This window comes from Nocardia sp. NPDC057227, from assembly GCF_042669725.1.
In the GTDB taxonomy this organism is placed as follows: domain Bacteria; phylum Actinomycetota; class Actinomycetes; order Mycobacteriales; family Mycobacteriaceae; genus Nocardia; species Nocardia asteroides_A.
Map to the genome: position 1 here is coordinate 94,794 of NZ_JBHUXA010000015.1, position 21,960 is coordinate 116,753.

Sequence of the window (21,960 nt, forward strand, 5' to 3'; positions counted from 1 at the left end):
GCGTGGAATCTCGGAGGAAAACTGTGGTGGAAGCGGCATTCGATGTGGCCGGGCTGGTGGGGTATCGCTACCGTGCGGACGACTTCTACGAGGTGGGGCGGGAGAAGATCCGCGAGTACGCGCGGGCGGTACAGGACTTCCACCCGGCGCACTGGAGCGAGGACGCCGCCGCCGAGCTCGGGTACCGGGGGCTGATCGCGCCGACCACCTTCATCTCCACCGTCGCCATGCTGGCCAATCGCAAGCTGCTGGAGACCGTGCTGGCCGGGTACGCCGTGATCGTGCAGACCGACCAGGTCTTCGAGATGCACAGGCCGGTGCTCACCGGCGACCGGCTGGTCAGCGATGTCGAGCTGTCCTCGGTGCGCCGGATCGGCGGGAAGGACCTGCTCACGATCACCAATACGTTCAGCGATCGGGCCGGCGAGGTCGCGCAGGTCATGCACACCACCGTCGTGGGGCTGACCAGCGAGGACGTCGCCGCGGACGTGAGCGGGGCGATCGAGCGGGTGATCATGAGCGGGCTCGGCACGACCACCGTCGCCGACGAGCCGCCGACCGGCGCTGCCGAAGAGCCGCGCCTCTCGCCCGAGTCGCGCACGCGCACCCCGCGCACGGCGATCCGCCTGTCCGAGGTTGCCGCGGGGGACGAACTGCCCGCTCGGACCGTGCAGCTGACCCGCGGTGACCTGGTGAACTACGCCGGGGTCTCCGGGGACGCGAACCCCATCCACTGGCACAACGGGATCGCCGCGCTGGCGGGGCTGCCCGACGTGATCGCGCACGGCATGCTCACCATGGGGCTCGGCGCGGGGTTCGTCACCGGCTGGCTCGGCGACCCGGGCGCGGTGCTCCGCTACGGGGTCCGGCTGTCGAACTACACCGTCATCGAGGCGCTCGAGGCCGGGACGGTGGAGTTCACCGGGCGGGTGAAGTCGGTCGATGCCGAGGCGGGGACGGCCGTCGTGGTCATCATCGCCAAGTCGGCGGGGCGCAAGATCTTCGGGCTCGCCACGGCCGAGGTCCGCCTCGCCTGAACACCTCCCCCCTATGTGCCATTGACAAATGGCACATAGGGGGCTGATGCTGTTGGGCATGACAACCCCACGGTCGACGGTGACCTCGCGGGCCAGGCCGGTCCCGGCCGCGGCATCACTGCGCAGCCGGGTCGCGGCGGAGCTCTCCGCCCGCAGCCTGCGGCACCTGAACGGCGCGCTGCCGCTCAATGCCGCCGGGATCTTCGCGGGCAGGCAGATCGTCGCGGGGCTCATGGCGGCGTTCGGGCCGGTGCTGCCGGGCACGAAGGTGCGGCAGGTGCGCGAACCGGGGGTGCGCGGCGAGTGGGTGCGCGCCGCGGGCGTCGCCGAGGGGGCGCGCGCGATCTACTTCATCCACGGCAGCGGCTACGTCATCTGCTCGGCGCGCACGCACCGCGGCCTCGCCTCGCGGCTCTCCGCGGCGACCGGGCTGCCGGTCTTCGTCGTCGACTACCGGCTCGCGCCGGAGCATCGCTTCCCGGCCGCCGCCGACGACATCGCCGCCGGGTACGCGTACCTGCTCGGCAGCGGTCACCGGCCGGGTGATCTCGTGATCGGCGGCGACTCGGCAGGCGGTCACCTCGCGCTCGACCTGGTGCTGCAGCTGGCCGAGCAGGGCACGCCGCAGCCCGCGGGCGTCTTCTGCTTCTCGCCGCTCATGGACCTCACCTTCGCGCTCGCCGAGGAGCACGACCGGGCCCGCCCCGACCCGATGGCGCCCGCGACCACCGGGCGGCCCATGCTCGCGCTGTACACCGAGGGCCAGCAGCTCGACTCGCCTCGGCTGCGGCTCACGGCGCGGCAGGGCGCGGTGCTGCCGCCGTTCTTCGTGCAGGCCGCCGCCGAGGAGATGCTGGCCGGCGACGCCAGGCACCTGCACGCCATGCTCACCGCCGCCGGGCAGCGCTGCGAGCTGCAGCTGTGGCCCGGTCGCATCCACGTCTTCCAGGCGCTGCCGCTGCTGGTCCCCGAGGCCATCGCCGCGCTGCACCACACCGCGACCTTCGTCGCCACCTCCCTGGCCCAGGCCGACGCCCCGATCGCCCGCCCGGCCTGACCTCGCACCGACAGGAGAACCGCCGTGGACTTCGACTCCATGCTCGCCAAGATCAAGGCCAAGCAGTGGGCGCTGGCCGAGTTCGACTGGGACGCCCCCGGCGCCGAACTCATCGACCCCGCCCTGCACGCCAAGCTCAAACCCTTCATGGCCGACCTCATGTGGATCGAGAACGTCGGCGCCCGCGGCTTCGCCGCCATGGCCACCAAGGCCCCCACCGAGACCCTGAAACAGATCTACCGCTACTTCCACGCCGAGGAGCAGCGGCACGCCAACGCCGAGCTCGCGCTCATGCGGCGCTGGGGCATGCTCGACGGCGACGAGATCCCCGAGCCGAACATCAACGTCAAGCTGGTGATCGACTTCCTGGACAAGCACGCCGACGAGATGTCGCTGTCCTTCCTGGGCACCGTCATCCCCATGCTCGAGGTGGCGCTGGACGGCGCGCTGATCAAGTTCGTCACCGACGAGATCGAGGACCCGGTGGCGCAGGAGGTCTTCAAGAAGATCAACGCCGACGAATCGCGGCACCTGGCCACCGACTACGCGGTCATGGAGCTGCTCGGGCATTCCGGCACGCGGAAGCTCGCCATCGAGCTGGTCGGCGGCTGGGCGAAGCCGTCGTTCATCGTCGGGGTGCTCAGCTACGTGCCGCTGCTCAACAAGATGCGCGACAACATCGTCGCCATGGGCGTGGACGAGGAGAAGCTCTACTCGGCCATGCGCAAGTTCAAGCAGGTCGGCGAGCGGATGCCGCAGGCCAACCGGGTGCCCATGTACCGGATCGTGAAGATGCACGGCGACTGGGTGATCGACCGCGACCACCCCTACCACCTCTTCGCGGACGCCATGGTGAAGCTCACCGCCCGGATCCCGCAGCGTTTCCTCGCGAAGCAGCCCAGCTGGTCGCAGGAGCTCACCTACGAGCCGGTCGCGTGAGCGGCGTGACGGCCCTGCCCGGGCGCGGCGGCTCGCCGCTGGACGCGGTGGTGATCGGCGCCGGGTTCGCCGGCATCGGCGCCGCGATCCGGCTGCGGCAGAAGGGCATCCGCAATGTCGCGGTGCTGGAGCGGGACAGCAGGATCGGCGGCACCTGGCGGGACAACACCTACCCCGGCGCCGCCTGCGACATCCCGTCCCGGCTCTACTCCTACAGCTTCGCGCCGAACCCCGACTGGTCGCGGACCTACTCCGGCAGCGCCGAGATCCTGCGCTACATCGAGCACATGGCCGACGAGTTCGGCGTGCGGCAGCTCATCCGCTTCGGTCACACCGTCACCGGGATCGCCTGGGACGAGCCGAGCGGGTTGTGGGAGGTGTCGCTCGCGGACCAGCCGACGCTGTGGGCGCGCAGCGTGGTGCTGGCCTCGGGGCCGCTCGCCGAGCCCGGCTACCCGGACATCCCCGGACTGGACCGGTTCGAGGGCAAGGTCGTCCACAGCGCGCGCTGGGACCACGAGTACGACTTCGCGGGCAAGCGGGTCGCCGTGGTCGGCACCGGAGCCAGTGCCGTGCAGATCGTGCCGGAGCTGGTGCGGCGGGCGGAGTCGGTGCGGGTCTTCCAGCGCACCGCGGGCTGGGTGCTGCCCCGGCTGAACCACCGGACCTCGCCGCTGCTGCGCGAGCTCTACCGGCAGGTTCCCGCGGGTGAGAAGCTGGCGCGGGAGGCGTGGTTCTGGGGTCACGAGTCGGTGGCGCTCGGTGTGGTCTGGAACTCGCCGCTGACCAGGGTGGTCGAGTCGGTCGCGCGGGCGCACCTGCGGGCCCAGGTGCGCGACCCGTGGCTGCGCCGCCAGCTCACGCCCGACTTCCGGGCGGGGTGCAAGCGGCTGCTCATGAGCAGCGAGTACTACCCGGCGCTGCAGCAGCCCAACTGCAAGCTCGTCACCTGGCCGATCGCCGGGATCCACGCGAACGGCATCCGCACCGCCGAGGGCATCGAGCACCGCGCCGACTGCCTGGTGCTCGCCACCGGATTCGAGGTCTCCAAGCAGGGCACGCCGATCCCGGTGCGCGGGCGCGGCGGCCGCGAGCTGGCGGCCGAGTGGAGCGGCGGGGCGTACGCGTACAAGAGCATCACCGTGGCCGGCTACCCCAACCTGTTCCTCACCTTCGGCCCGAACTCGGGGCCGGGGCACAACTCCGCGCTGGTCTACATGGAGGCGCAGCTCGAGTACCTCTCCGCGGCTATCGGCGTGCTGCTGAGCCGCGACCTGCGCGGGCTCGAGGTGCGCCGGGAGGTGCAGGACCGGTACAACGCGCGGCTGCAGCGCAGGCTCGCCTCGACCACCTGGAACTCCGGCTGCCGCAGCTGGTACCTGACCGAGGACGGCTTCAACGCCACCATGTACCCCGGGTTCGGCACCCAGTACGTGCGCGAACTGGCGACCGTCGACCTGGACGACTACGTGCTCACCCCGCGGCAGCCGGTTCGCGCCGAGCCCGGGATCGCGGTGCCGTTCGGCTAAGGTCGAGGCCGGGTAGCGGGGCGACGGAAGGACGGCGGGCGATGGCGGAGTACCGCATCGACGATCTCGCCAGGGCCGCGGGCACCACCTCCCGCAATGTGCGCGCGTACCAGGAGCGCGGCCTGCTGCCCACCCCCGCCAGGCGCAGCGGCCGCGCGCTCATCTACGACGACTCGCACCTGGCCCGGCTCAAGATCATCGACGCGCTGCTGCAGCGCGGCTTCACCACCGGGCACATCGCCGACTTCATCATGAGCTGGGAGACCGGCAAGGACCTCACCGAGATCCTCGGCCTGCAGCACGCCGTCACCGCCACCTGGGGCAAGGCGGGCGACCCGGTGACGGTGCCGCGCGAGCTCGTGCACGCCTTCCTCGGCGGCGACGACGACCGCCCGGTCGCCGACCACGACCTGCACCGCCTCGCCGAGCTCGGCCTCGCCCGGATCGACGACGACCTGGTCGAGTTCACCCGCCCCGAACTGCTGGAAACCTTCGCCGCCCTGCACCGCTACGGCTTCGACCTGCACCGCCTCATCGACGTCTTCGCGGCCATGATGCCCAAGGTGGAGGAGATCGCGCGGCTCATGATCACCACCGCCGAGGAGCAGATCGTCGCCCAGCACGGGCCCGGGTGGCTGCCCGACTCCGCCGCCGAGATCGCGGCGACCACCGCGCTGCTCGAGCACCTGCGTGAGCTGGGCATGAGCGTCGTACAGAGCACCTTCGCGCAGGCGCTGGAGCAGGTGCTTCGGGCGGAGCTCGGGGCGTATCTGGAGGTGGCGGCCGGGAATCGGGTCGGGCGCGTGAATATCGAGTGACAGCGGTGGGTGCGGGCGGCACACTGCTCGGATGCGATCGGTGCAGGAGCTGACCGCCGCCGTCGCGGCCGGTGAGCGGGTGAAGTATCTGAAGTTCTGGGGACATCGGCCGCGGGCCGACGGGAGTATCGGCGCGAGTTGCCTGAGTCAGTGGTGGCCGGCCGCGTTCGAGGTCGAGGGGGTGTCCTTCGCTACCGCCGAGCACTACATGATGTGGCGCAAGGCAACGCTTTTCGGCGCCGACGAGGTGGCCGCGCGAGTGCTCGCCGCCGGGCATCCCAAGCAGGCCAAGGATCTGGGGCGCACGGTGCCCGGGTTCGACGACGCGGTGTGGGACGAGCACCGGTACGCCGTCGTGGTCGCGGGCAGCACCGCCAAGTTCGGGGCGCACCCGGAGTTGCGGGACTATCTGCTCGGGACCGGGGAACGGGTGCTGGTGGAGGCGAGTCCGGTGGACCGGGTGTGGGGTATCGGGCTCGCCGGTGACGATCCGCGCTCCGACGATCCCGGGAGCTGGCAGGGGCTGAACTTGCTCGGGTTCGCGCTCATGGCGGCCAGGGGCGCGCTACGGGCGGAGTGACTGGCAGGATGCGGGCGGTGCGTATCGAACTGCTCGACCTGCTGTCCAGGCACGGTGACCCGATCGACCCGATTCCGGTGCCGGAGAGCTACTTCGCCGAGTACGCGGGGCGGCTCCCCGAGCTCATGTTCGACCTGTGGCGGGAGCTCGGGTTCGGCGGGTTCGGGGACGGGCTGCTGTGGGCCTGCGATCCGCACCGCTGGCAGCCGATCGTGGATGCCTGGCTGGCGAGTGTCCAGCTTCCCGCCGAGTACGCCGGCGATCGGATTCCGATCTTCCGGACCGCCTACGGCAAGATCTACTGCTTCCGGCCCGGACTGGGACAGAAGATCGACATCGACCCGCTCTTCTCCGGCGTCCACCTGTTCCGGCCCGAAACGCTGGCCGGGCAGGAGTGGATCGATATGGGGATCACCGATCTCCTGACCTTCCCGGACGATCAGTTCCTGGTCGACGCCGACCACCCGACCGAGGGCTTCGACCTGCAGGAGGAGCTGTTCGGGCGGATCGTCGAGCGGCTGGGGCGCACCTCGCACGACACCGTCTACAGTTTCGCACCGCGCATCCAGGAGGACGGTGCCATCCGTGCCGAGCACGCGGTGCTCGCCGACGCCGTCACCGAGCTGGCCGCGCTGCTCGCGCTCCAGGAACCCGAAGTCACGCTCGACTGAAGGTGTCTTCCGCACCGGGTGCGGAATTTCTCGCCATCACACCGCGGCGGCGAAGGCGTCATAGGCCGCGGGGCCGAACAGGACGAAACGCACCTCCCGCACCGCGGTGTCGGCGGCCCGAACGGTCTCGACCGCGATGCGGGCACCGTCATCGATCGGCCAGCCGTAGATCCCGGTGGAGATGGCGGGGAACGCGACCGTTCGCGCACCCAACTCGTCCGCCACCCGCAGCGACTCGCGATAGCAGGAAGCCAGCAGCTCCGATCGGTCGTTCTGCGCCGACCACACCGGCCCGACCGTGTGGATCACCCATCGCGCGGGCAGATCACCGCCGGTAGTCGCGACGGCCTCCCCGGTCGGCAACCCCTTCCCGTACTGCGACGCCCGCAGGTCCCTGCACGCGGACAGGATCGCCGGACCACCCCTGCGGTGAATGGCCCCGTCGACGCCCCCGCCGCCGAGCAGTGACGAATTCGCCGCATTCACCACCGCGTCCACATCCTGCTCGGTGATATCGCCCCGGACCAGCACGAGTTCGACCATGACGCCATTGTCGTCACTTCCGGCGACGAGGCGAAATCCTGCCGACCGGGTGGCTGTGCCCGCGAACGTCGAAAGATTGCACCGTTTCAGAGCGCCTGATAGCGGAAGGAGGCCAGTTTCGGGCCGGAACCGGCGTCGAAACGCACCGTCACCTTCCACTCCCCCGGCGCCGGAACGATGAGCTTGTCGCTGCGCCAGAGCAGGGAGCCGTCCGCGCCGACCGCGGCGGTGAGGGTGACCGGCAGGCGGGCCACGTTGGCGGTGGCCGAGGAGAGGTCGACGCTGACGCTGGGCTCGGGGCCGGATCCCGGCGGGGCGTAGGTGAGGGTCAGTTGCTGGGGGCCGCGGCGGATGGAGTCGATGCCGACGCTGACGACCTCGGTCGCGCCGAAGTCGAGGGTGGCGGTGATGTCGGTGGTGTAGACGTCCTTGGCCGGGGGCAGGGTGGTGAGGATGGAGGTCGCGGCGATGACGGCGACGGCGACGGCGGATTCCACGACCACCGCTCGGCGCAGGTGGCGGTAGGCGAGGTAGCCGAGGGTGACGGCGACCGCGACGAGCGCGACCTTGGCGAGCAGGACCAGCCCGTACCGGGTGTGCAGCAGCGCGCCCGCCGGGCGCACCTGGAGCAGGGTGAGCAGCAGGCCACCGAGTACCACGGCGAGCACGTGCCAGGCCGCGACCCGGTGCCAGCGCCGGAGGTCGGTGCGTGGCGGCGCATCCGAGCGCTGATGCGCCGGAGCACCGGGGCGGACGAGTAGGAGAATCGCCACGCCCCCGAGCCACACGCTGATCGCGTACACGTGCAGCAGCGTGCCGAGGAACGACCACGGCCAGCTCTGCACGGAACCACCGTGCCCCCCGAGCGTCACCGCGAGAATCGCGGTCACCGCCTGGGTGACGACGATCGGCGGCCGCGGCGCGGCGAGCGCTACCAGCGACAGCAGGACAGCGGCGGAGAGCGCCAGCCCGTGCGGCGTCCCGAGCAGTGCCTTCGCGCCGTCGAGCGACACCGCTCCCAGCCCGCCCGACTGCTGCGCCACCAGCACCGTGAAACGCAGTGCCAGCCCGGCGATCAGCACCGCGCTACCGACCCGGTACACGAGCAGGAAGCGTCCGGACCGCAAGATCTCGGGCCAGGCCCAGCGCGCGGCCAGGAACAGCCCGGCGGAGAGAACGAGCCCCAGATAGGTGAGCCCGCGCCCGGGTGAGTTCAGATACCGCTCGAGCCCGGATTCGTCGGCGGGAGCGGCGAACTCACCCTGCTCGGTCACCGCCCCGACGGTGAACTGGATGGACAGCGACACCACGTGCGTATCCGCCGACACCACCCGCGCGGTGGCCAGGTAGGCCCCGTCCGGCACCGGCTCGGCGGGCACCAGCACCAGCCGCCGCTGCCCGTCGTCCACCCGGACCGCACCGAGCCCGAACCGCGTCCCGGCAGCGTCGATCAACTGCGCCGACCCCTCCACCACGGTGACCGGCTCGTTGAGCTGCAACACCAGTTCGGCAGGCGCCGAATCGGCGTGCGCCCCGTTCGCCGGTGCGGTGGAGACCAGCGAGGCGTGCGCCGACGCGACCCCGGCACCGCCCAGTATCGCCGCAAGGACGGCGAATACCAGGAACAGGCTCCTAGGCGCCACGATCCCGCCGCAGCAGCAGGGCGACGCCGCCCGCGGCGGCCAGCGAGAGCACCAGGCTCAGTACCGACACCGCGCTCTGCCAGCCGGAGCCGTCGGCCGAGGCGGCCACCTGCTCGTCGTGGTCGTGCTCGTGCTCGGTGGAGCCGCCGTGCGCGTCGTGGCCGTCGGCCGCGCTCAGCGCGACCACCGGTGCGGGATGCTCCGGCTCGCTCTCCCTATCGACCGCGACCTCGTTCCAGGCGACCACGCTGCCGTCGCTGTACTTCTGCTCCGAGGGCAGCGCCACGGTCTCCTTCCCCTCCGGCCACGGCCCCGCGGAGAAGGAGAACTTCTGGTACTCGGCATTGCTGAAGCCGCTCTCGGGGGTGGACGCGGTCCACACGATGCGGGCGACCCGGCCGTCCTGCCGTTCGACGTTCGCGGTCCAGCCCGGAACCGGCAGCGTGCGCGCCGATTTCAGGTCGACACCGGCCGGGATGGTGACCGTGAGCCCCACGGTGTCCGCCAGCTCCGACTCGCCGGGCACGATCAGCCCGACGACGCCGTACCCGCCCTGCGCCACCGGGGCGCCGTCGCTGCGCACGTGCGCGGCCGCCGCGCCCGCCGGTACCAGCACGGCGAGCCCGGCGGCGGCGGTCACCGCGGTGAGGCGCCGAATTGCGTTGTTGGTCATGGAATCTCTCTCATCGGGTCGAGGACGCGGCGGTCACCGGGATGTTCGCGCCGCGGTACTTCGTGGCCAGGAACCGGGCCAGCTCGGGGCTCTCCAGCGCGTGGGTCAGCTCCAGCACCCGCTGGTCGCCCGCGAGGCGGGCGGGCGCGACCAGGACGTGCGCGTACGGGTTCTGCGGGCCGGGTTCCAGGGCGAGCGCGTCCTTCGCCGGTTCCAGCCCGAGCGAGCGGGCCTGCTCCGGGTTCAGCACGACGGCGTCGTAACCGCGGTAGATGGCGTCCAGGTACTCGTCGTAGCTGATGCCGAGCAGCGTGAGGTGCCGCAGCGAGTCGCGCACGTTGGCCTGGGTGATGGTCAGGTCGGGTGCGGTGGTGCCGCCGAACGGGCGGTCGAGCAGCACCAGCCCGGCGCTCTGCAGCAGGTAGAGCCCGCGCGCGAACCCGGTCGGGGTGGCGGGCATGGCGACCCGGGAGCCGTGCGGCAGGCTGTCGCCGACGATGTCGTCGGCGACCAGCCCGGCGTTCAGCCAGCTCCGGGTCTCGGCGACGCTGCGCCAGCGGGCCGAGTACAGGCCGTAGGGAACGACGTTGACCGCGGCGACCACGCTCAGGTTGTCGTAGCCGTGCTGCCCCCGGTCCGCCTCGAAGGCGGGGACGTGCTGAAAGTAGGCGAGGTCCGCCGCCCCGGACGACACCTGCGCATTGGCGTCGTCCGGGGCGTCGACCAGTTCGAGCCGCACCGAATCCGGCAGCAGTTCGTCGGCGACGTGGCGGAGGATCTCCCGATCCTCCCCTGCCCCGACGTACACCACCAGCGCGCCCTCGTCGCGCGCCGCGGCGTAGTCGACCTTCGGCTCGCCGCCGCAGCCGAGCACCGCCGTCAGCAGGACGACGGCGAGGACGGCGGCGGCTCTCGCCCGACGCGCGGCGCTCACTTGTTCGTCAGCCCGCGCTGCCAGCCGGTCAGCCGCCACTCGGCGACCGCCATGACGCCGTTGACCAGGATGCCGATCAACCCGAGCGCGAGGATGCCCGCGTACATCTGCGGCGTCTGGTAGCGCAGCGCCGCGTTGTTGATGTAGATGCCGATGCCGTGCGCGCCGCCGACCAGCTCGGCGGCGACCAGCGCGGTGAAGGCGTTGGAGGCCGCGAGCCGGATGCCGGGGAAGATCGCCGGGATCGCGGCGGGCAGCACCACCCTGGTGAAGATGTAACCGCGGCCCGCGCCGAGCGTGCGCGCCGCGTTCAGCAGGATGCGCTCCACGCCGCCGACCGCGCCGACCGCGTTCACGAAGATCGGCCAGAAGCAGGCCCACACCACGATCGCGATCTTGGACTCCTCGCCGATGCCGAGGAAGACCACGAACACCGGGAGCAGCGCGAGCAGCGAGAGGTTGCGGAAGAACAGCAGGATCGGCTCGAAGAGCTTGCGGAAGATCGGCACCGAGCCCACCACGATGCCGAGCCCGATCCCGACCACCAGCGCGATGGCGAAGCCGATCACCGCGCGCTGCACGCTCGGCCACACCTCGGTGCCGAGCGTGCCGTCGGCCAGTCCGTCGACGAAGGCCCGCGCGGTCTCCTGCGGGGTGGAGAGGTAGAGCGGGTTCACCGTCCCCGAGGCCACGACCCACCACCAGAGCAGCAGGAACAGCCCGAGCCCGACGGCGCCGTAGAGCAGCCTGCCGTACTTGGCCAGGAAGGGATTCGGCGCCTTCGGCGGCTCGATCCGCTCGTCGTCCGGCGCGGCGGCGCCGGTCGCGGGCTCAGTGATCGTGGCCAATGCGCACCTCCTCCTCCAGGATCCGCGCGACCTGCGAGCGGATGTGCACGAACTCCTCGGAGCTGCGGGCCGCGCTGCCGCGCGGGCGCGGCAGGTCGACGTCGATCAGCGCCTTCACCCGGCCGGGCGCGCGGGTCATCACCGCGATCCGGTCGGAGAGGAAGATGGCCTCGTCGATCGAGTGGGTGACGAACAGGACGGTCTTGCGCACCCCGCCCGCCTCCCAGATGCGCAGCAGCTCGCCCTGCAGGAACTCGCGGGTCTGCGCGTCCAGCGCGGCGAACGGCTCGTCGAAGACCAGGACATCGGGCTCGTAGGCGAGCACCCTGGCGATCGCGACGCGCTGCCGCATGCCGCCGGAGAGCTGGTGCGGCAGCCGGTTCGCCGCCGCCTCCAGCCCGACCGTCTTCAGCACCTCGGCCGCGCGGTCCCGCCGCTCGGCCCGCGGCACGCCGCGGATCTTCAGCCCGACCTCGACGTTCTTCTGCGCGGTCAGCCAGGGGAACAGCGCGTAGCCCTGGAAGACGACGCCGACATTGCGGTTCACGCCGCTGACCCGCTCACCGTCGACCAGCACCGCGCCGCCGTTGTAGCTCTCCAGCCCGGCCAGGATGTTCAGGAAGGTGGATTTCCCGCAGCCACTCGGGCCGAGCAGCGACACGAATTCACCGGTCTCGATCCGCAGGTCGAAATCGTCGAGGACCGAGGTGTGCTCCTTGGCGCGCCAGCCCGGTTTCGGATAGAGCTTGGTGACGTGCCGCGCCTCGATCTTGGTCGTCGTGCCGACGACCGTCTGCCCGGTCACCTCACTTCTCGGCTTTCGCGATGTCGACCAGGTGCGTGTCGAAGATTCCGGCGTTCTGCTCTTCGGTCAGGATGGTGGTGTTGTGATCCTGGGTCTCCAGCAGATCCGCGGATTTCGCGTAGGGATTGAAGGCATTGGTCGCGATGTCCTCCGGCTTCAGGTTCTCCGAACCCGGAAGCGGCTTGCCGACCTCGGCCACCAGATCCCACCACAATTGCAGGCTCGCCTTGTCCAGCAGCGCGTTCGGCGCGTAGTGCCAGTTGGTGGTCTGCTCCACCGGGTAGCCGGTGGTCTTGCCCGCGATCTCGGCCGATTCCCGCGGGTGCGCATTGGCCCAGTTGGCGGTCTTGGCGATGATGCCGACGAATTCGCGCGCGGCGTCCGGGTTCTTCTGCAGCCAGGCATTGCTCGCCACGTACGGCGCCTGGCCGCCCAGCGGGCCCCAGTCGTCGAACGAGGTGAAAGCCTGGGTGAACTCCGCGGGCTTGCTCAGCAGCACGCCGACCAGCGGCGGGTGGAAGACGCCGAGGTCGACCTCGCCGCGCTCGATGGCCGGCGCGATGAGCTCCGGCTTGAGCTCCAGGAAGTTCACCTTGCCCAGGTCGACGCCGTTGTTCTTCAGGTACCGCTTGATCAGCAGGTCGGTGCAGCTGTTCGAGCCGTTCAACCCGACCGTGCGGCCCTCCAGCGCCTTCAGGTTGGTCTTGGTGATCGGCGAACCGGCCCTGGTGAAGTAGGCCATGTGTGGCTCGTTCGGGAGGTCGAGCATGCTGGAGGCGATGGCGGTGAACTTGAAGCCCTTCACCTTGCCGTCGATGTCGTTGTTGAACATGCCCGTCGCGATATCGATGCTGCCCTGATCCAGCAGCTGCACCGCGGGCACCGCGGTGGCCGGGCCGACGTACTCGGGCTTGACCTTGGCGTTGTCCCAGTAGCCGAGTTCGTCCGCGATGCGCACCAGCGACAGCGCCGTCGGGGAATTGGCGAAGCGGAAATAGACCACGCCTTCTTCTTTGCCGAGGGTGCACCCGGCCAACAGTGCGGGCGCGGCCACCAGGAGCGCCGACACCACCGCCATCTTTCGCAGCAGACGCCTCATGACCGCGCCCCTCGATACGTTCTTCTGCCGCACACGGCTTTTCCTCTCTCACGACGGAACCCGTCGATCGATGAAGGTAAGTCCGGGCGGGGGCGGCACATACGGATAAATTCACCTCGAGCGGGAAGCGGGATTTCGCTCGAGGGTGAACGTTCAGGAAATCTCGACGGTCGAGTTGCTTTATCGTAGAACCGAATCGACTCAGGTGCGGGTGAGCAGGCGCGTTCGTTCGGTGAGTGCCTCGGTGAGGTGGTCGGTGAGGCGGGCGACGGTGGCGCGGGCGGTGGCGGTGTCCGGGTAGCGGATGCGCAGTGCGAGCCCGGAATCGGTGCGCGAGAACCAGAACTGGGCGTCGTCGGCGCGGCCGACCGCGGAGATGTGCCTGGCGCCGATGGCGTCGTGCTGCGCGGCGCCCGGCAGCGTGCGGTAGTCGATCCAGGAGACCATGAAGATGTCGCCGCGGCGCAGCGCGAGCCCACCGAGGTGCGGCAGCACGGCCCCGAGCGGCAGGGTGCCGAGCGGGATGGCGGCGCGCACGGCGGCGGCGGAGGCCCGGGTGGCCGCGGCGGGATCGGGCAGGGCCGGGATCTCGACCGGCACGTTGGTGGTGAACCAGCCGAGCGCACCGCGCCAGCGCTCGTCGTGCCTGGTGTGCATGGGAAACACCAGGCGCAGCCGGTCCGGGCCGCCGCCGGTGCGGGTGGCGTGCGCCAGCGCGGCGAGCGCCCCGGCGAACGGACGGGCACCGAGTTCGCGGCACCACTCGTCGAAGCGCTCGGCGCCCGCGCCGTCGAGCAGCACGCGCAGCTCGACCGCCTGCGGTGCGGTCTCCCCCGGCGCGACGCCCAGGTCCAGCGGGAACTCCGGCGGCCGGACCCCGCCGGGGCCGAAGAAGGAGCGCCACCCGCGCAGCCGCGGGTCGTCCGGCGCCACCGTGAGCCGCGCCTGCTCGGCACAGTGGTCCACGAAATCGCCGGTGGGCGGCAGGGTTTCGCCGTCGTAGAGGCGGCGCAGGTCGTCGATGGCGAGCGCGATGGAGTAGCCGTCCACGTGGGCGTGGTCGAAGGCGCAGAGCACCGTGGCGACGTCCGGCCGGTCGATCACCCCGAGCAGGTAGGACGGGTGCCCGAAGGCGCCGCAGCGCTGGTCGAGCAGCGCGGGCAGCGCCGTCACCGGGACACCGGGGAGCCGGTGCACGACCGCGGGCACGGGGTGCCGCAGCCGGACCGGGCCCGGCTCGAAGGAGCTGCGCAGGGTGCCGTGCCTGGCGATCAGCGCGCGGTAGGCGGCGGCGAGCCGCGCGTGGTCGACCGGGCCGGGCACGTCGAAAACCGCGGCGAGCCAGATATTCCCGCCCCCGGCCAGGTGCACCGCCTGGTTGAACGACGGCGGGACCGGCGAGGGTTCGCCCGGTCCGGACTCGGGGCGGTACTCGACGAAGGTGCCCGGTGCGGGAGCGAAGCGATCAGCGGTGGTGACCCGCACCGATCACCTCCCGCGGGCGGATCGCACGATCACCGTCCCTGGCGACCTCGGCGAAGACCTCGCGCAGCCGCGCGTGGTAGGGCGCGAGCGCCGCCTGGGCGGCCGGGGTGCCCGGGCTCTGGCAGCCGAGGTAGAGGTGGCGGAGGTCGCGGTTGATCCAGAGCGAGGCATTGCCGGTGGCGCCCTCGCCGGTGAAGAGCATGCCGTGCTCGTACTCCGAGCTGCCCGCGCCGGGAAAGCGGCGGAAGTCGATGTAGGAGAGCATGTTCGGGCTCGCCGCCACCTTGGCCGGGTCGGCGCCGGACATGAGCAGCGCGGTGATCACCGACTGCACCGGCGCCGCCGCCAGCCGCAGCGCGCGCTCGTAGCCCGCGTGCGCGTGCGCCAGCAGCTCCCGGAAGGTGCCCGCCGAGCGCACCGGGAAGGCGACCGGCGCGAAATTGCAGAACCAGCCCTGCGACAGCAGGTAGTCGCCGCGGTCCCTGGTGCTGGTGACGATCATGCCGTAGTAGTCCGGCTTGCCCGCGATCTCCAGGTCGGCGACGGCCACCGCGGCGAGCACCCCTGCCACGAAGCGCACGCCCTCGGACTTGCAGACGGCATCGAAGGCGGCGGTGCCGTCGGCGTCGAGCAGGTCGAATTCGATCGGCCGCATCGGCGCGGTCTCGCCGGGGGCGAGCCCGAGATCGACCGGGCAGCTCGGCAGCGCGCCGTCGTTGTGCCGCACGATCTCCAGCCACTCGGCGATCTCCGGGCTCTCCGGGCCGAACTCCGCGGCCAGCGCGTGCTCGGCCGCGGCGTACTCCGGGAAGCCACCGGCCGGCGTACTGGTGAACGGGCCGAGCGCGGCCCCGGTGGCCTCGGCCCGGTACAGCTCGAGCAGCTCGGGCAGCACCAGCGCCTGCGAGATGCCGTCGCTGAGCGCGTGGTCGCAGCCGTAGTACAGCGTGAACGAACCCGGCCTGCGGACCGCGCCGACCACGAAGCCGGGGTACGAGGTCACGATCGCCTCGCGGGAGAACCGGGCCAGCGCGTACGCGCGGAACGCCGCACCGCCCTCGGTCTCCCCGACGGGACGCGCCTCGAAGGCGACCGCGCTCGCCGGCACCCGCATCCTGGTGACGGCGCCGCTGTCCACCTCGAGCCAGGTGCGCAGCCCGGCGTGCCGGAGGGCGAAGCGCTCGACCGCGCGGCTCATGGCGGTGGCGTCCAGCGCACCCGCCACCTCGGTGGCGGTGGCCAGGTAGGCGTGGTGCTCGCGGCCCGCGTGCTGCCCGGCCGCCACCCCGCGGACGTGGTTCTCCTGGAGGAAGGAGGCGCGCCCCGGGTCGGGCTCGGCCTGCGGCGGACCGGCCGGGTGCCATTCGAACACGCTGCCCGCGGGCGGGCTCCAGTTGGCGAGGGCGGTGATGATCACCCGCGCACCGCCATGGCGGGGACCGGAAGCTCGCCGGTGGTGGCGACGGCGCCGAGCAGCTGGGAGACGGTGTTGATGAAGCGGTGCACATTGGCGGCCGCGACCTCGTTGCTCGGGAAGCGCGCCGAGATGGCGAGGCCGTCCGGGGAGCGCGCGATCCAGAAGTACACCTCGTCGTCGGAGGTCTCGCCGCTGCGCAGCGGGCGCACCGCCCAGCGGCGCCACTCGGTGGCGTCCGGGACCGCGCGCACGTCCAGGTAGGAGACGACGAAGCGCGGCACCGACGGATTCCCGAGCAGGTGCGCGACCCGGGGGTACGGGTAGCGGGCCAGCGGGCGGGCGGTGCGCACGGCGGTGGCGGCCCGGTCGAGCACGGCGTCGAAGCCGTCGGCGCCCGCGCTCTCGATCCGCACCGGCGCCAGCCCGACGTACCACCCCATGGCGTGCACGTCGGCCGGCTGCTGCCTGGTGTGCATGGGCATGGCGAAGTCGAGGGTGTCGGTGCCTGCCAGCGTGCGCGTGGCCTCCGCGACCGTGGCGAGCACGCCGGTCTGCACGGAGTGGCCGGCGGCCCGGCAGCGCGCCTCGAAGGCGGCGGCCTTCTCGGCCGTCAGCGACCAGGCGGAGAGGCCGCTCTGGTGCCTGCCCGGGGTCGGCCTGCGCGGGGAGACGATGTCGAGCGGGAAGCCGGGGAAGCGATCGCCGCAGCGGCGCAGGAACTGCTGCCAGCCGCGCACGGCCGGGTGCGCGGGGGTCAGCTCGTCGCCGTAGCCGCGCTCGATGCCGCCGTAGTCCACGCAGCTGCCGACCTCGGGCAGCGCGGCGGGCTCGCCGGTGCGCACCTCGCGGTAGAGGCGCTGGATCTCGCTGATGGCCAGCATCATCGAGTACGCGTCCATGACCGAGTGGTCGGCGCCGAAGACCAGCAGGAAGCCGCCGCCGGGGCGGGCGGGGACCGGGTCGGTGACGGTGGCGAGCAGGCAGTGCGGCCAGCGCGTCGGCGCCAGCCTGGCCTCGAAGAAGTCGGTGATGTGCTGGTAGACGCGGGTTCCGGTGCGCAGCGCGCCGACGTGGCGCGGCGTGACGTCGACCTGGTCGGCGTGGACGCCGAACCGGTTCCAGAGCGGGGCGCCCTCGGGGCCGGGGCGCACCGTGGTGCGGAAGGTCTCGTGCCGGGCGATCCAGCGCCGCAGCGTCTCCCGCAGTGCCTGCTCGTCGTAGCGATCCGGGATCTCGAAGATGGTGCCGAGCCACGATCCGGGGCCGGAATCGGCCTGTCTTCGGGCGCAGTGCTCCTCGTGGATCCAGCTCAGCGGCCGGTCGTCCGGACGCCACGGATCACCCGGTACGGCGGGCACCCATTCGGTGAGGGTGCCCGCGGGCAGCGGGTAGTCGGCAAGCTCTGTGAATTCCATCTGGAAGACGCCCCATTCATTTTGCTGACCGCATGCTGACAACGACGAGAATGTACGTAAAAATCCTGTGTTTCGAAAATCGCTACTCTGCGGCCCCTGTGCCGACACCTGATCCGCACACCGTTGTCAGCGTAGGGGGGCCACCCCGGAACCCTCTCACCGACCCCGAGTGGGCTTCATCACCATCAATATTTTCGGACATACTGCCTGGTAGAGGTTTCAGAGACGATCGAGCTGGCTACCGTTGGCTGTTCGAAAATTTCTTTCGTGTGAACTCGCTGTTTCACCCATCCAGGGTGGGAGGCGTATCGAATCACGGATTGCTCATCACATTGCCCCAGCCCATTGCGGATCATATGCTGGCGCAGCGCTTCGCAGTGTCGCGAGCGATTTCGAGCAATGAAGTACTTTAATTCCGCCACTCGAGCGAGCAGGGGGTAATCATGTCCGGGGTCCCGGTTCCCGCCATCGAAACAACGGGGCTGTCCAAATCTTTCGGCGCTTTCCGGGCCGTGGACGGTATCGACCTGACGGTCCCGTCCGGAAGTGTCTGTGCGGTACTCGGCCCCAACGGGGCTGGCAAGACCACCATGGTCCGGATGATCGCGACGCTGACGCGGCCGGATGCCGGGCGCGCGGCGGTCTTCGGCTACGACGTGGTGCGCGAGGCCACCGCGGTGCGCTCGCTGATCGGGCTCACCGGGCAGTACGCCTCGGTGGACGAGGAGTTGACCGCGCGGGAGAACCTCGCCATCTTCGGCAGGCTGCTCGGCCGCTCCGGCCGCGAGGCACAGCACCGCGCCGACGAGCTGCTCGACGAGTTCGGGCTCACCGACGCGGGAAACCGCGCGCTCAAGCACTTCTCGGGCGGCATGCGGCGCCGCCTCGACCTGGCCGCCAGCCTGGTCGCCCGGCCGCCGCTGCTCTTCCTGGACGAGCCGACAACCGGGCTCGATCCCCGAACCCGCGCGCAGATGTGGCATACCGTCCGCGATCTGGTACGAGAGGGAACCACCGTCTTGCTGACGACGCAGTATCTGGACGAGGCCGACGAGCTGGCCGACCGGATCGTGGTCATCGACCACGGCCGCCTGGTCGCCGACGGCACCGCCGACGAACTCAAGGCCGGCATCGGCACCGCCACCCTCACCCTGCGGGTGCCCGACCCGGACCTCACCGTCGCCATCGGGGTGGTGCACCGCTTCCTCGGTGACACCGCCGCGGTCTCCGCCGGCGAGGGCAGGCTGGCGGTTCCCGCCATCAGCAACGCCCGGCTCCCGGAGCTGCTGATCGCGCTGCGCGACAGCGACGTCGACGTGCTCGAGGTGGCGCTGGCCAAGCCGAGCCTGGACGAGGTCTTCTTCGCCATCACCGGCAGCAGGCGCCCGGCCGTCGCGGAGCCGGTGTGACCGCGGCGCCGCTCGCGCCGGCGAGCGCTCAGCTCCGGCCCGTCGTCTCCAACCGCATCTCGCTGCACGCCTCCGTCGACCACGCGCTGGTCATGGCGCGCCGCGGGCTGCTCAAGATCCGGCACAACCCGCAGGAGCTCTTCGACGTCATCGCGCTGCCGGTGGTCTTCACGGTCATGTTCTCCAGCATCTTCGGCGGCGCCATCGCCGGAACGGTGACCGGCTACCTGCCGACGCTGATCCCCGGCGTGCTGGTGCAGGTCACCATCGCGGCCTCGGTCGGCACCGGGGTGAAGCTGCGCGAGGACATGAACAAGGGCGTCTTCGACCGGTTCCGGTCGCTGCCGATCGCGCGGATCGCGCCACTGGCCGGCTCGCTGCTGGCCGACATGGTGCGCTACGCGGTGGCCACGGCGATGACGGTCTCGGTCGGGCTGCTCATGGGGTACCGCCCGGCCAGCCTGGCCGGGCTGCTGGTCGCCTGCCTGCTGGTGATGGTGGTGGCCTTCGCGCTGAGCTGGATCTTCGCGCTGATGGGTGTCCTGATGGACAAGCCGTCGACGGTGCAGGGGGTCTCGATGCTGGTGCTGATGCCGCTGACCTTCGTCTCCAACGCGCTGGTCCCGGTGGACACCATGCCGGGCTGGATGCAGGCCTTCGCGCACGTGAACCCGGTCTCGCACCTGGTCTCCGCGGTGCGCACGCTGGCCGACACCGGGCGGGCGAGCAGCGAGATCGCGACCTCGCTGCTCGGCGCCGTGCTCGTGCTCGCGGTGATGGCCCCGCTCACCGTGCGGGTCTACATGCGCAAGGCCTGATCAGGGGGCGGGCCGGTCAGCGTCGTTCTCGGCACGGCGCAGCATGTTACGCAGCCCGTAGGTGCCGGTGCGGCGATCGTAGGCGCGGATGAGCAGCAGCCGCGCCGCGTGCAGGACCACGATGGACGGCACGTAGACGAGCGCCGCACCGGCCGCGAGCCCCCAGCGCCTGTGCAGCAGCAGGGTGCGCGGCAGGCAGGCCATGTACCGGACGAAGGCCGGGACCCCGGTCTCCATCCGGCGCGCCGCGACGCCGACGGTCAGGTTGTTCAGGAAGGCGTTGCGGCCGCCGATCTCGGTGACGCAGAGCCCCATGTCGACATCCTCGAAGACGTCGCGGCGCATGGCGACCGAGCCCCGGATGGCGGCCCAGGTCTCGGCGCGCAGGATCATGTTCGAGCCGTAGAGCACCGGTACCTGCTTCACGCCGTCCGGATCGCGTTCGCGCAGCCGCTTCTTGGCCCGGCCGACCCGGTCGCCGTAGGGCAGCCCGTACGCCTCACCGCGCCCGCAGGCCGCGGCCCAGTGCCCGGCGGTGTCCGCGGCGAAGAACTCGACAACGGTGGCGGCCCAGTGCTCCGGGATCCTGGTGTCGGCGTCGATCCGGGCGAGCAGCGCGCCGCCCGCGGCGTCCAGCCCGCGGTTGCGCGCGTGCACCAGCCCCTGCTGCTCCTCGCGCACCAGCACGACCTGCGGGAAGCGCTCCGCGTAGCCGCGCACGATGTCGGCGGTCTTGTCGGTCGAGTTGTTGTCGACCACCACGATCTCGGTGATCGCCCCGAGTTGGGCGGTGAGCCGGTCGAGACACTCGCCGATCACCTCCTCCTCGTTGTACGCCGGTACGACCACCGACAGCGTGCCCGCCTGCACCGCATCCCCTCTCGATCGGCGGGTGGCCACCTCGGCCACCCGTTCGGCGATCCGCACCGCCCGCTCCGCCGCCGCGGCGGGCGGGATCAGCGCCGCCGCCGCGCGCGCCGCGGCCGCCGCCCGCTCCGGGCGCAGCACATCGACGAGCGCGGACTGTAGCCGCTCCGGCGTCAGCCCGGCGACCGGGATGGCCGTCCCGGCGCCGAGCGCGCGCAGCCTGCGACCCCAGAGCGGCTGGTCGGCGCCGTGCCAGCAGATCAGCGCCGGACGTCCGGCGCGCAGCCCGGCGGCGACGGTCCCGGCGCCACCGTGGTGCACCAGCGCGACGCAGCGCGGAAGCACCGCCGCGTGGTCGACGCTGCGCACCACCCGGATCCGGTCGCCGTGCGGCGCGAACTCGGTGCCGTCGAGCCCGCCCCAGCCGGAGACCACCAGCACGCGCAGCCCGAGCTCGGCGGTGACCAGGGCCAGCGTGCGGGCCAGTTCCGGCGGATCGGCGACGGTCATGCTGCCGAAGCCGACGTAGAGCGGCGGCGGCCCGGCGGCGAGCCAGGCGTCGAGGCCGTCGTCACCGGTGCGCGGGTCGACGAGCGCGCGGGTCTCGGGCGCGAGGCCGAGGAAGCCGGTGAGCGGCCGGGCCGGACCCCACTCCGCGGCGAGGCCGGGGAAGAGCAGCGGGTCGTAGGCCTGGATCTCCGGGACCCCGGCGATCCGGCCCGCCGCTGGACCGACCGGCGCGGGCAGCCCGAGATCCGCCGCGAGCGTCCGCTCGGCGCCACGAATTCCCAGCCACAGCAGCTGTTCCACCGCGGCCCAGCTGACCCGGTGCACCGCGGGCGGCAGCCCGTCCGCGGGCAGGAGCGAGACCACGCCGTTGCGGCGCAGCGGGCAGTAGTGGACCGGCAGGTATGGGATGCCGAGCGCGGTGGCGACGTTCAGCGCCCGCTCCTGCCCGGCGCTGCCGCCGATCAGCACATCCGCGCCCGCGGCGAGCTCGGCCAGCTCGCGCTGCGTCCGCCTGCCGTCACGCAGGGTGAGCTGCGCGATCGCCCGCAGCCGGGTGCGCGGATTCGCCGACTTGAGTTGCCGTCGCACCAGTTCCGAGCCGAGCAGTTCGCCGGTGTCGGCGCCGAAGGGGTGCGTGTCCAGCCCGGCGCCGCGGCCGAACCCGACCAGGTTGGGCGGGACCGCGAGCCGCACCGCGTGGCCCGCTCCCACCAGCGCGACGCCGAGCGCCACCGCGGGCTGCACATCGCCCCGGCTCCCGGAGAACGCGAGCACGAAAGTCATCGAAGGCCCTCCTGGCACCTCGGAACCGGGACGGAAGAACCGTCAGCCTAACCACGGGCCCGGCAGCTCAGCGCGGCGGG

At 71.5% G+C, this 21,960-nt stretch carries 20 protein-coding genes; 9 read left to right on the top strand and 11 right to left on the bottom strand.

Going from position 1 to position 21,960, the window contains the following annotated elements; genetic code table 11:
• The first annotated feature begins 23 nt into the window (after window positions 1–23).
• Genes ACFUJ1_RS21170 through ACFUJ1_RS21200 form a run of 7 tightly spaced genes read left to right on the top strand, consistent with a single transcriptional unit; the run spans window position 24 to window position 6,631 of the window.
• Window positions 24–1,037 (top strand): fused (3R)-hydroxyacyl-ACP dehydratase subunits HadA/HadB, encoded by a 1,014-nt coding sequence (locus ACFUJ1_RS21170; protein ID WP_378648003.1) that lies wholly within the window; start codon window positions 24–26, stop codon window positions 1,035–1,037.
• A 58-nt stretch (window positions 1,038–1,095) separates the two neighbouring features.
• A complete protein-coding gene (locus tag ACFUJ1_RS21175) occupies window positions 1,096–2,094 on the top strand; it encodes an alpha/beta hydrolase (protein ID WP_378648005.1) in 999 nt (332 codons plus the stop codon).
• 39 nt (window positions 2,095–2,133) lie between these two features.
• Window positions 2,134–3,033: a ferritin-like domain-containing protein gene (locus ACFUJ1_RS21180; RefSeq protein WP_378648170.1), complete on the top strand. Its 900-nt coding sequence runs from the start codon at window positions 2,134–2,136 to the stop codon at window positions 3,031–3,033.
• Window positions 3,030–4,562 carry a flavin-containing monooxygenase gene (locus tag ACFUJ1_RS21185; protein WP_378648007.1) on the top strand — a complete coding sequence of 511 codons (1,533 nt, stop codon included), beginning with the start codon at window positions 3,030–3,032 and terminating at the stop codon, window positions 4,560–4,562. Before ACFUJ1_RS21180 ends, ACFUJ1_RS21185 begins: the two co-directional genes overlap by 4 nt.
• A gap of 41 nt (window positions 4,563–4,603) precedes the next feature.
• Window positions 4,604–5,380: a MerR family transcriptional regulator gene (locus tag ACFUJ1_RS21190; RefSeq protein WP_378648009.1), complete on the top strand. Its 777-nt coding sequence runs from the start codon at window positions 4,604–4,606 to the stop codon at window positions 5,378–5,380.
• A 31-nt stretch (window positions 5,381–5,411) separates the two neighbouring features.
• Window positions 5,412–5,960: an NADAR family protein gene (locus ACFUJ1_RS21195; RefSeq protein WP_378648011.1), complete on the top strand. Its 549-nt coding sequence runs from the start codon at window positions 5,412–5,414 to the stop codon at window positions 5,958–5,960.
• 17 nt (window positions 5,961–5,977) lie between these two features.
• The gene (locus ACFUJ1_RS21200; protein WP_378648013.1) at window positions 5,978–6,631 is read left to right on the top strand and encodes a GAD-like domain-containing protein; all 654 of its coding nucleotides are present in this window, start codon (window positions 5,978–5,980) and stop codon (window positions 6,629–6,631) included.
• A 36-nt stretch (window positions 6,632–6,667) separates the two neighbouring features.
• On the opposite strand, the gene ACFUJ1_RS21205 is transcribed toward ACFUJ1_RS21200, so the two are convergent.
• The 10 genes from ACFUJ1_RS21205 to ACFUJ1_RS21250 all read right to left on the bottom strand — a co-directional run bounded on the left by ACFUJ1_RS21205 (window position 6,668) and on the right by ACFUJ1_RS21250 (window position 17,493).
• On the bottom strand, window positions 6,668–7,174 hold the full coding sequence (locus ACFUJ1_RS21205) for an O-acetyl-ADP-ribose deacetylase (RefSeq protein WP_378648015.1): 507 nt from the start codon (window positions 7,172–7,174) through the stop codon (window positions 6,668–6,670).
• An 86-nt stretch (window positions 7,175–7,260) separates the two neighbouring features.
• Window positions 7,261–8,817 (bottom strand): copper resistance protein CopC, encoded by a 1,557-nt coding sequence (locus ACFUJ1_RS21210; protein WP_378648017.1) that lies wholly within the window; start codon window positions 8,815–8,817, stop codon window positions 7,261–7,263.
• Window positions 8,807–9,490 carry a YcnI family protein gene (locus ACFUJ1_RS21215; RefSeq protein WP_378648019.1) on the bottom strand — a complete coding sequence of 228 codons (684 nt, stop codon included), beginning with the start codon at window positions 9,488–9,490 and terminating at the stop codon, window positions 8,807–8,809. The genes ACFUJ1_RS21210 and ACFUJ1_RS21215 overlap by 11 nt, the downstream gene beginning before the upstream one ends.
• Window positions 9,491–9,500: 10 nt before the next feature.
• Entirely contained in the window at window positions 9,501–10,424 is a 924-nt protein-coding gene (locus ACFUJ1_RS21220; RefSeq protein ID WP_378648021.1) for a MetQ/NlpA family ABC transporter substrate-binding protein, read from the bottom strand.
• Window positions 10,421–11,272 carry an ABC transporter permease gene (locus ACFUJ1_RS21225; protein WP_378648023.1) on the bottom strand — a complete coding sequence of 284 codons (852 nt, stop codon included), beginning with the start codon at window positions 11,270–11,272 and terminating at the stop codon, window positions 10,421–10,423. Before ACFUJ1_RS21225 ends, ACFUJ1_RS21220 begins: the two co-directional genes overlap by 4 nt.
• Window positions 11,256–12,077 (bottom strand): ABC transporter ATP-binding protein, encoded by an 822-nt coding sequence (locus ACFUJ1_RS21230; RefSeq protein ID WP_378648025.1) that lies wholly within the window; start codon window positions 12,075–12,077, stop codon window positions 11,256–11,258. Before ACFUJ1_RS21230 ends, ACFUJ1_RS21225 begins: the two co-directional genes overlap by 17 nt.
• Before the next feature lies 1 nt (window position 12,078).
• Complete coding sequence (locus ACFUJ1_RS21235; RefSeq protein WP_378648027.1) at window positions 12,079–13,176, bottom strand: ABC transporter substrate-binding protein; 1,098 nt, start codon at window positions 13,174–13,176, stop codon at window positions 12,079–12,081.
• A gap of 201 nt (window positions 13,177–13,377) precedes the next feature.
• Window positions 13,378–14,661 (bottom strand): peptide synthase, encoded by a 1,284-nt coding sequence (locus ACFUJ1_RS21240; RefSeq protein ID WP_378648029.1) that lies wholly within the window; start codon window positions 14,659–14,661, stop codon window positions 13,378–13,380.
• The gene (locus ACFUJ1_RS21245; protein ID WP_378648031.1) at window positions 14,642–16,078 is read right to left on the bottom strand and encodes a condensation domain-containing protein; all 1,437 of its coding nucleotides are present in this window, start codon (window positions 16,076–16,078) and stop codon (window positions 14,642–14,644) included. The genes ACFUJ1_RS21240 and ACFUJ1_RS21245 overlap by 20 nt, the downstream gene beginning before the upstream one ends.
• A complete protein-coding gene (locus ACFUJ1_RS21250) occupies window positions 16,075–17,493 on the bottom strand; it encodes a condensation domain-containing protein (RefSeq protein ID WP_378648033.1) in 1,419 nt (472 codons plus the stop codon). Before ACFUJ1_RS21250 ends, ACFUJ1_RS21245 begins: the two co-directional genes overlap by 4 nt.
• 443 nt (window positions 17,494–17,936) lie before the next feature.
• Between ACFUJ1_RS21250 and ACFUJ1_RS21255 the strand changes: the two genes are divergently transcribed.
• The gene (locus tag ACFUJ1_RS21255; protein ID WP_378648035.1) at window positions 17,937–18,902 is read left to right on the top strand and encodes an ATP-binding cassette domain-containing protein; all 966 of its coding nucleotides are present in this window, start codon (window positions 17,937–17,939) and stop codon (window positions 18,900–18,902) included.
• Window positions 18,899–19,720, top strand: a complete 822-nt coding sequence (locus tag ACFUJ1_RS21260) for an ABC transporter permease (RefSeq protein ID WP_378648037.1) — start codon at window positions 18,899–18,901, stop codon at window positions 19,718–19,720. Before ACFUJ1_RS21255 ends, ACFUJ1_RS21260 begins: the two co-directional genes overlap by 4 nt.
• Here the strand turns inward: ACFUJ1_RS21260 and ACFUJ1_RS21265 are convergent, their stop codons facing one another.
• Complete coding sequence (locus tag ACFUJ1_RS21265) at window positions 19,721–21,880, bottom strand: glycosyltransferase (RefSeq protein ID WP_378648039.1); 2,160 nt, start codon at window positions 21,878–21,880, stop codon at window positions 19,721–19,723.
• Window positions 21,881–21,960 lie beyond the last annotated feature (80 nt).

Bases quoted from the DNA above. Each gene is read 5' to 3' on its own strand.
- ACFUJ1_RS21205 (WP_378648015.1), bottom strand. From the start codon at position 7,174: ATGGTCGAACTCGTGCTGGTCCGGGGCGATATCACCGAGCAGGATGTG.
- ACFUJ1_RS21255 (WP_378648035.1), top strand. From the start codon at position 17,937: ATGTCCGGGGTCCCGGTTCCCGCCATCGAAACAACGGGGCTGTCCAAA.
- ACFUJ1_RS21180 (WP_378648170.1), top strand. From the start codon at position 2,134: ATGCTCGCCAAGATCAAGGCCAAGCAGTGGGCGCTGGCCGAGTTCGAC.
- ACFUJ1_RS21190 (WP_378648009.1), top strand. From the start codon at position 4,604: ATGGCGGAGTACCGCATCGACGATCTCGCCAGGGCCGCGGGCACCACC.
- ACFUJ1_RS21250 (WP_378648033.1), bottom strand. From the start codon at position 17,493: ATGGAATTCACAGAGCTTGCCGACTACCCGCTGCCCGCGGGCACCCTC.
- ACFUJ1_RS21265 (WP_378648039.1), bottom strand. From the start codon at position 21,880: ATGACTTTCGTGCTCGCGTTCTCCGGGAGCCGGGGCGATGTGCAGCCC.
- ACFUJ1_RS21195 (WP_378648011.1), top strand. From the start codon at position 5,412: ATGCGATCGGTGCAGGAGCTGACCGCCGCCGTCGCGGCCGGTGAGCGG.
- ACFUJ1_RS21235 (WP_378648027.1), bottom strand. From the start codon at position 13,176: ATGAGGCGTCTGCTGCGAAAGATGGCGGTGGTGTCGGCGCTCCTGGTG.
- ACFUJ1_RS21215 (WP_378648019.1), bottom strand. From the start codon at position 9,490: ATGACCAACAACGCAATTCGGCGCCTCACCGCGGTGACCGCCGCCGCC.
- ACFUJ1_RS21175 (WP_378648005.1), top strand. From the start codon at position 1,096: ATGACAACCCCACGGTCGACGGTGACCTCGCGGGCCAGGCCGGTCCCG.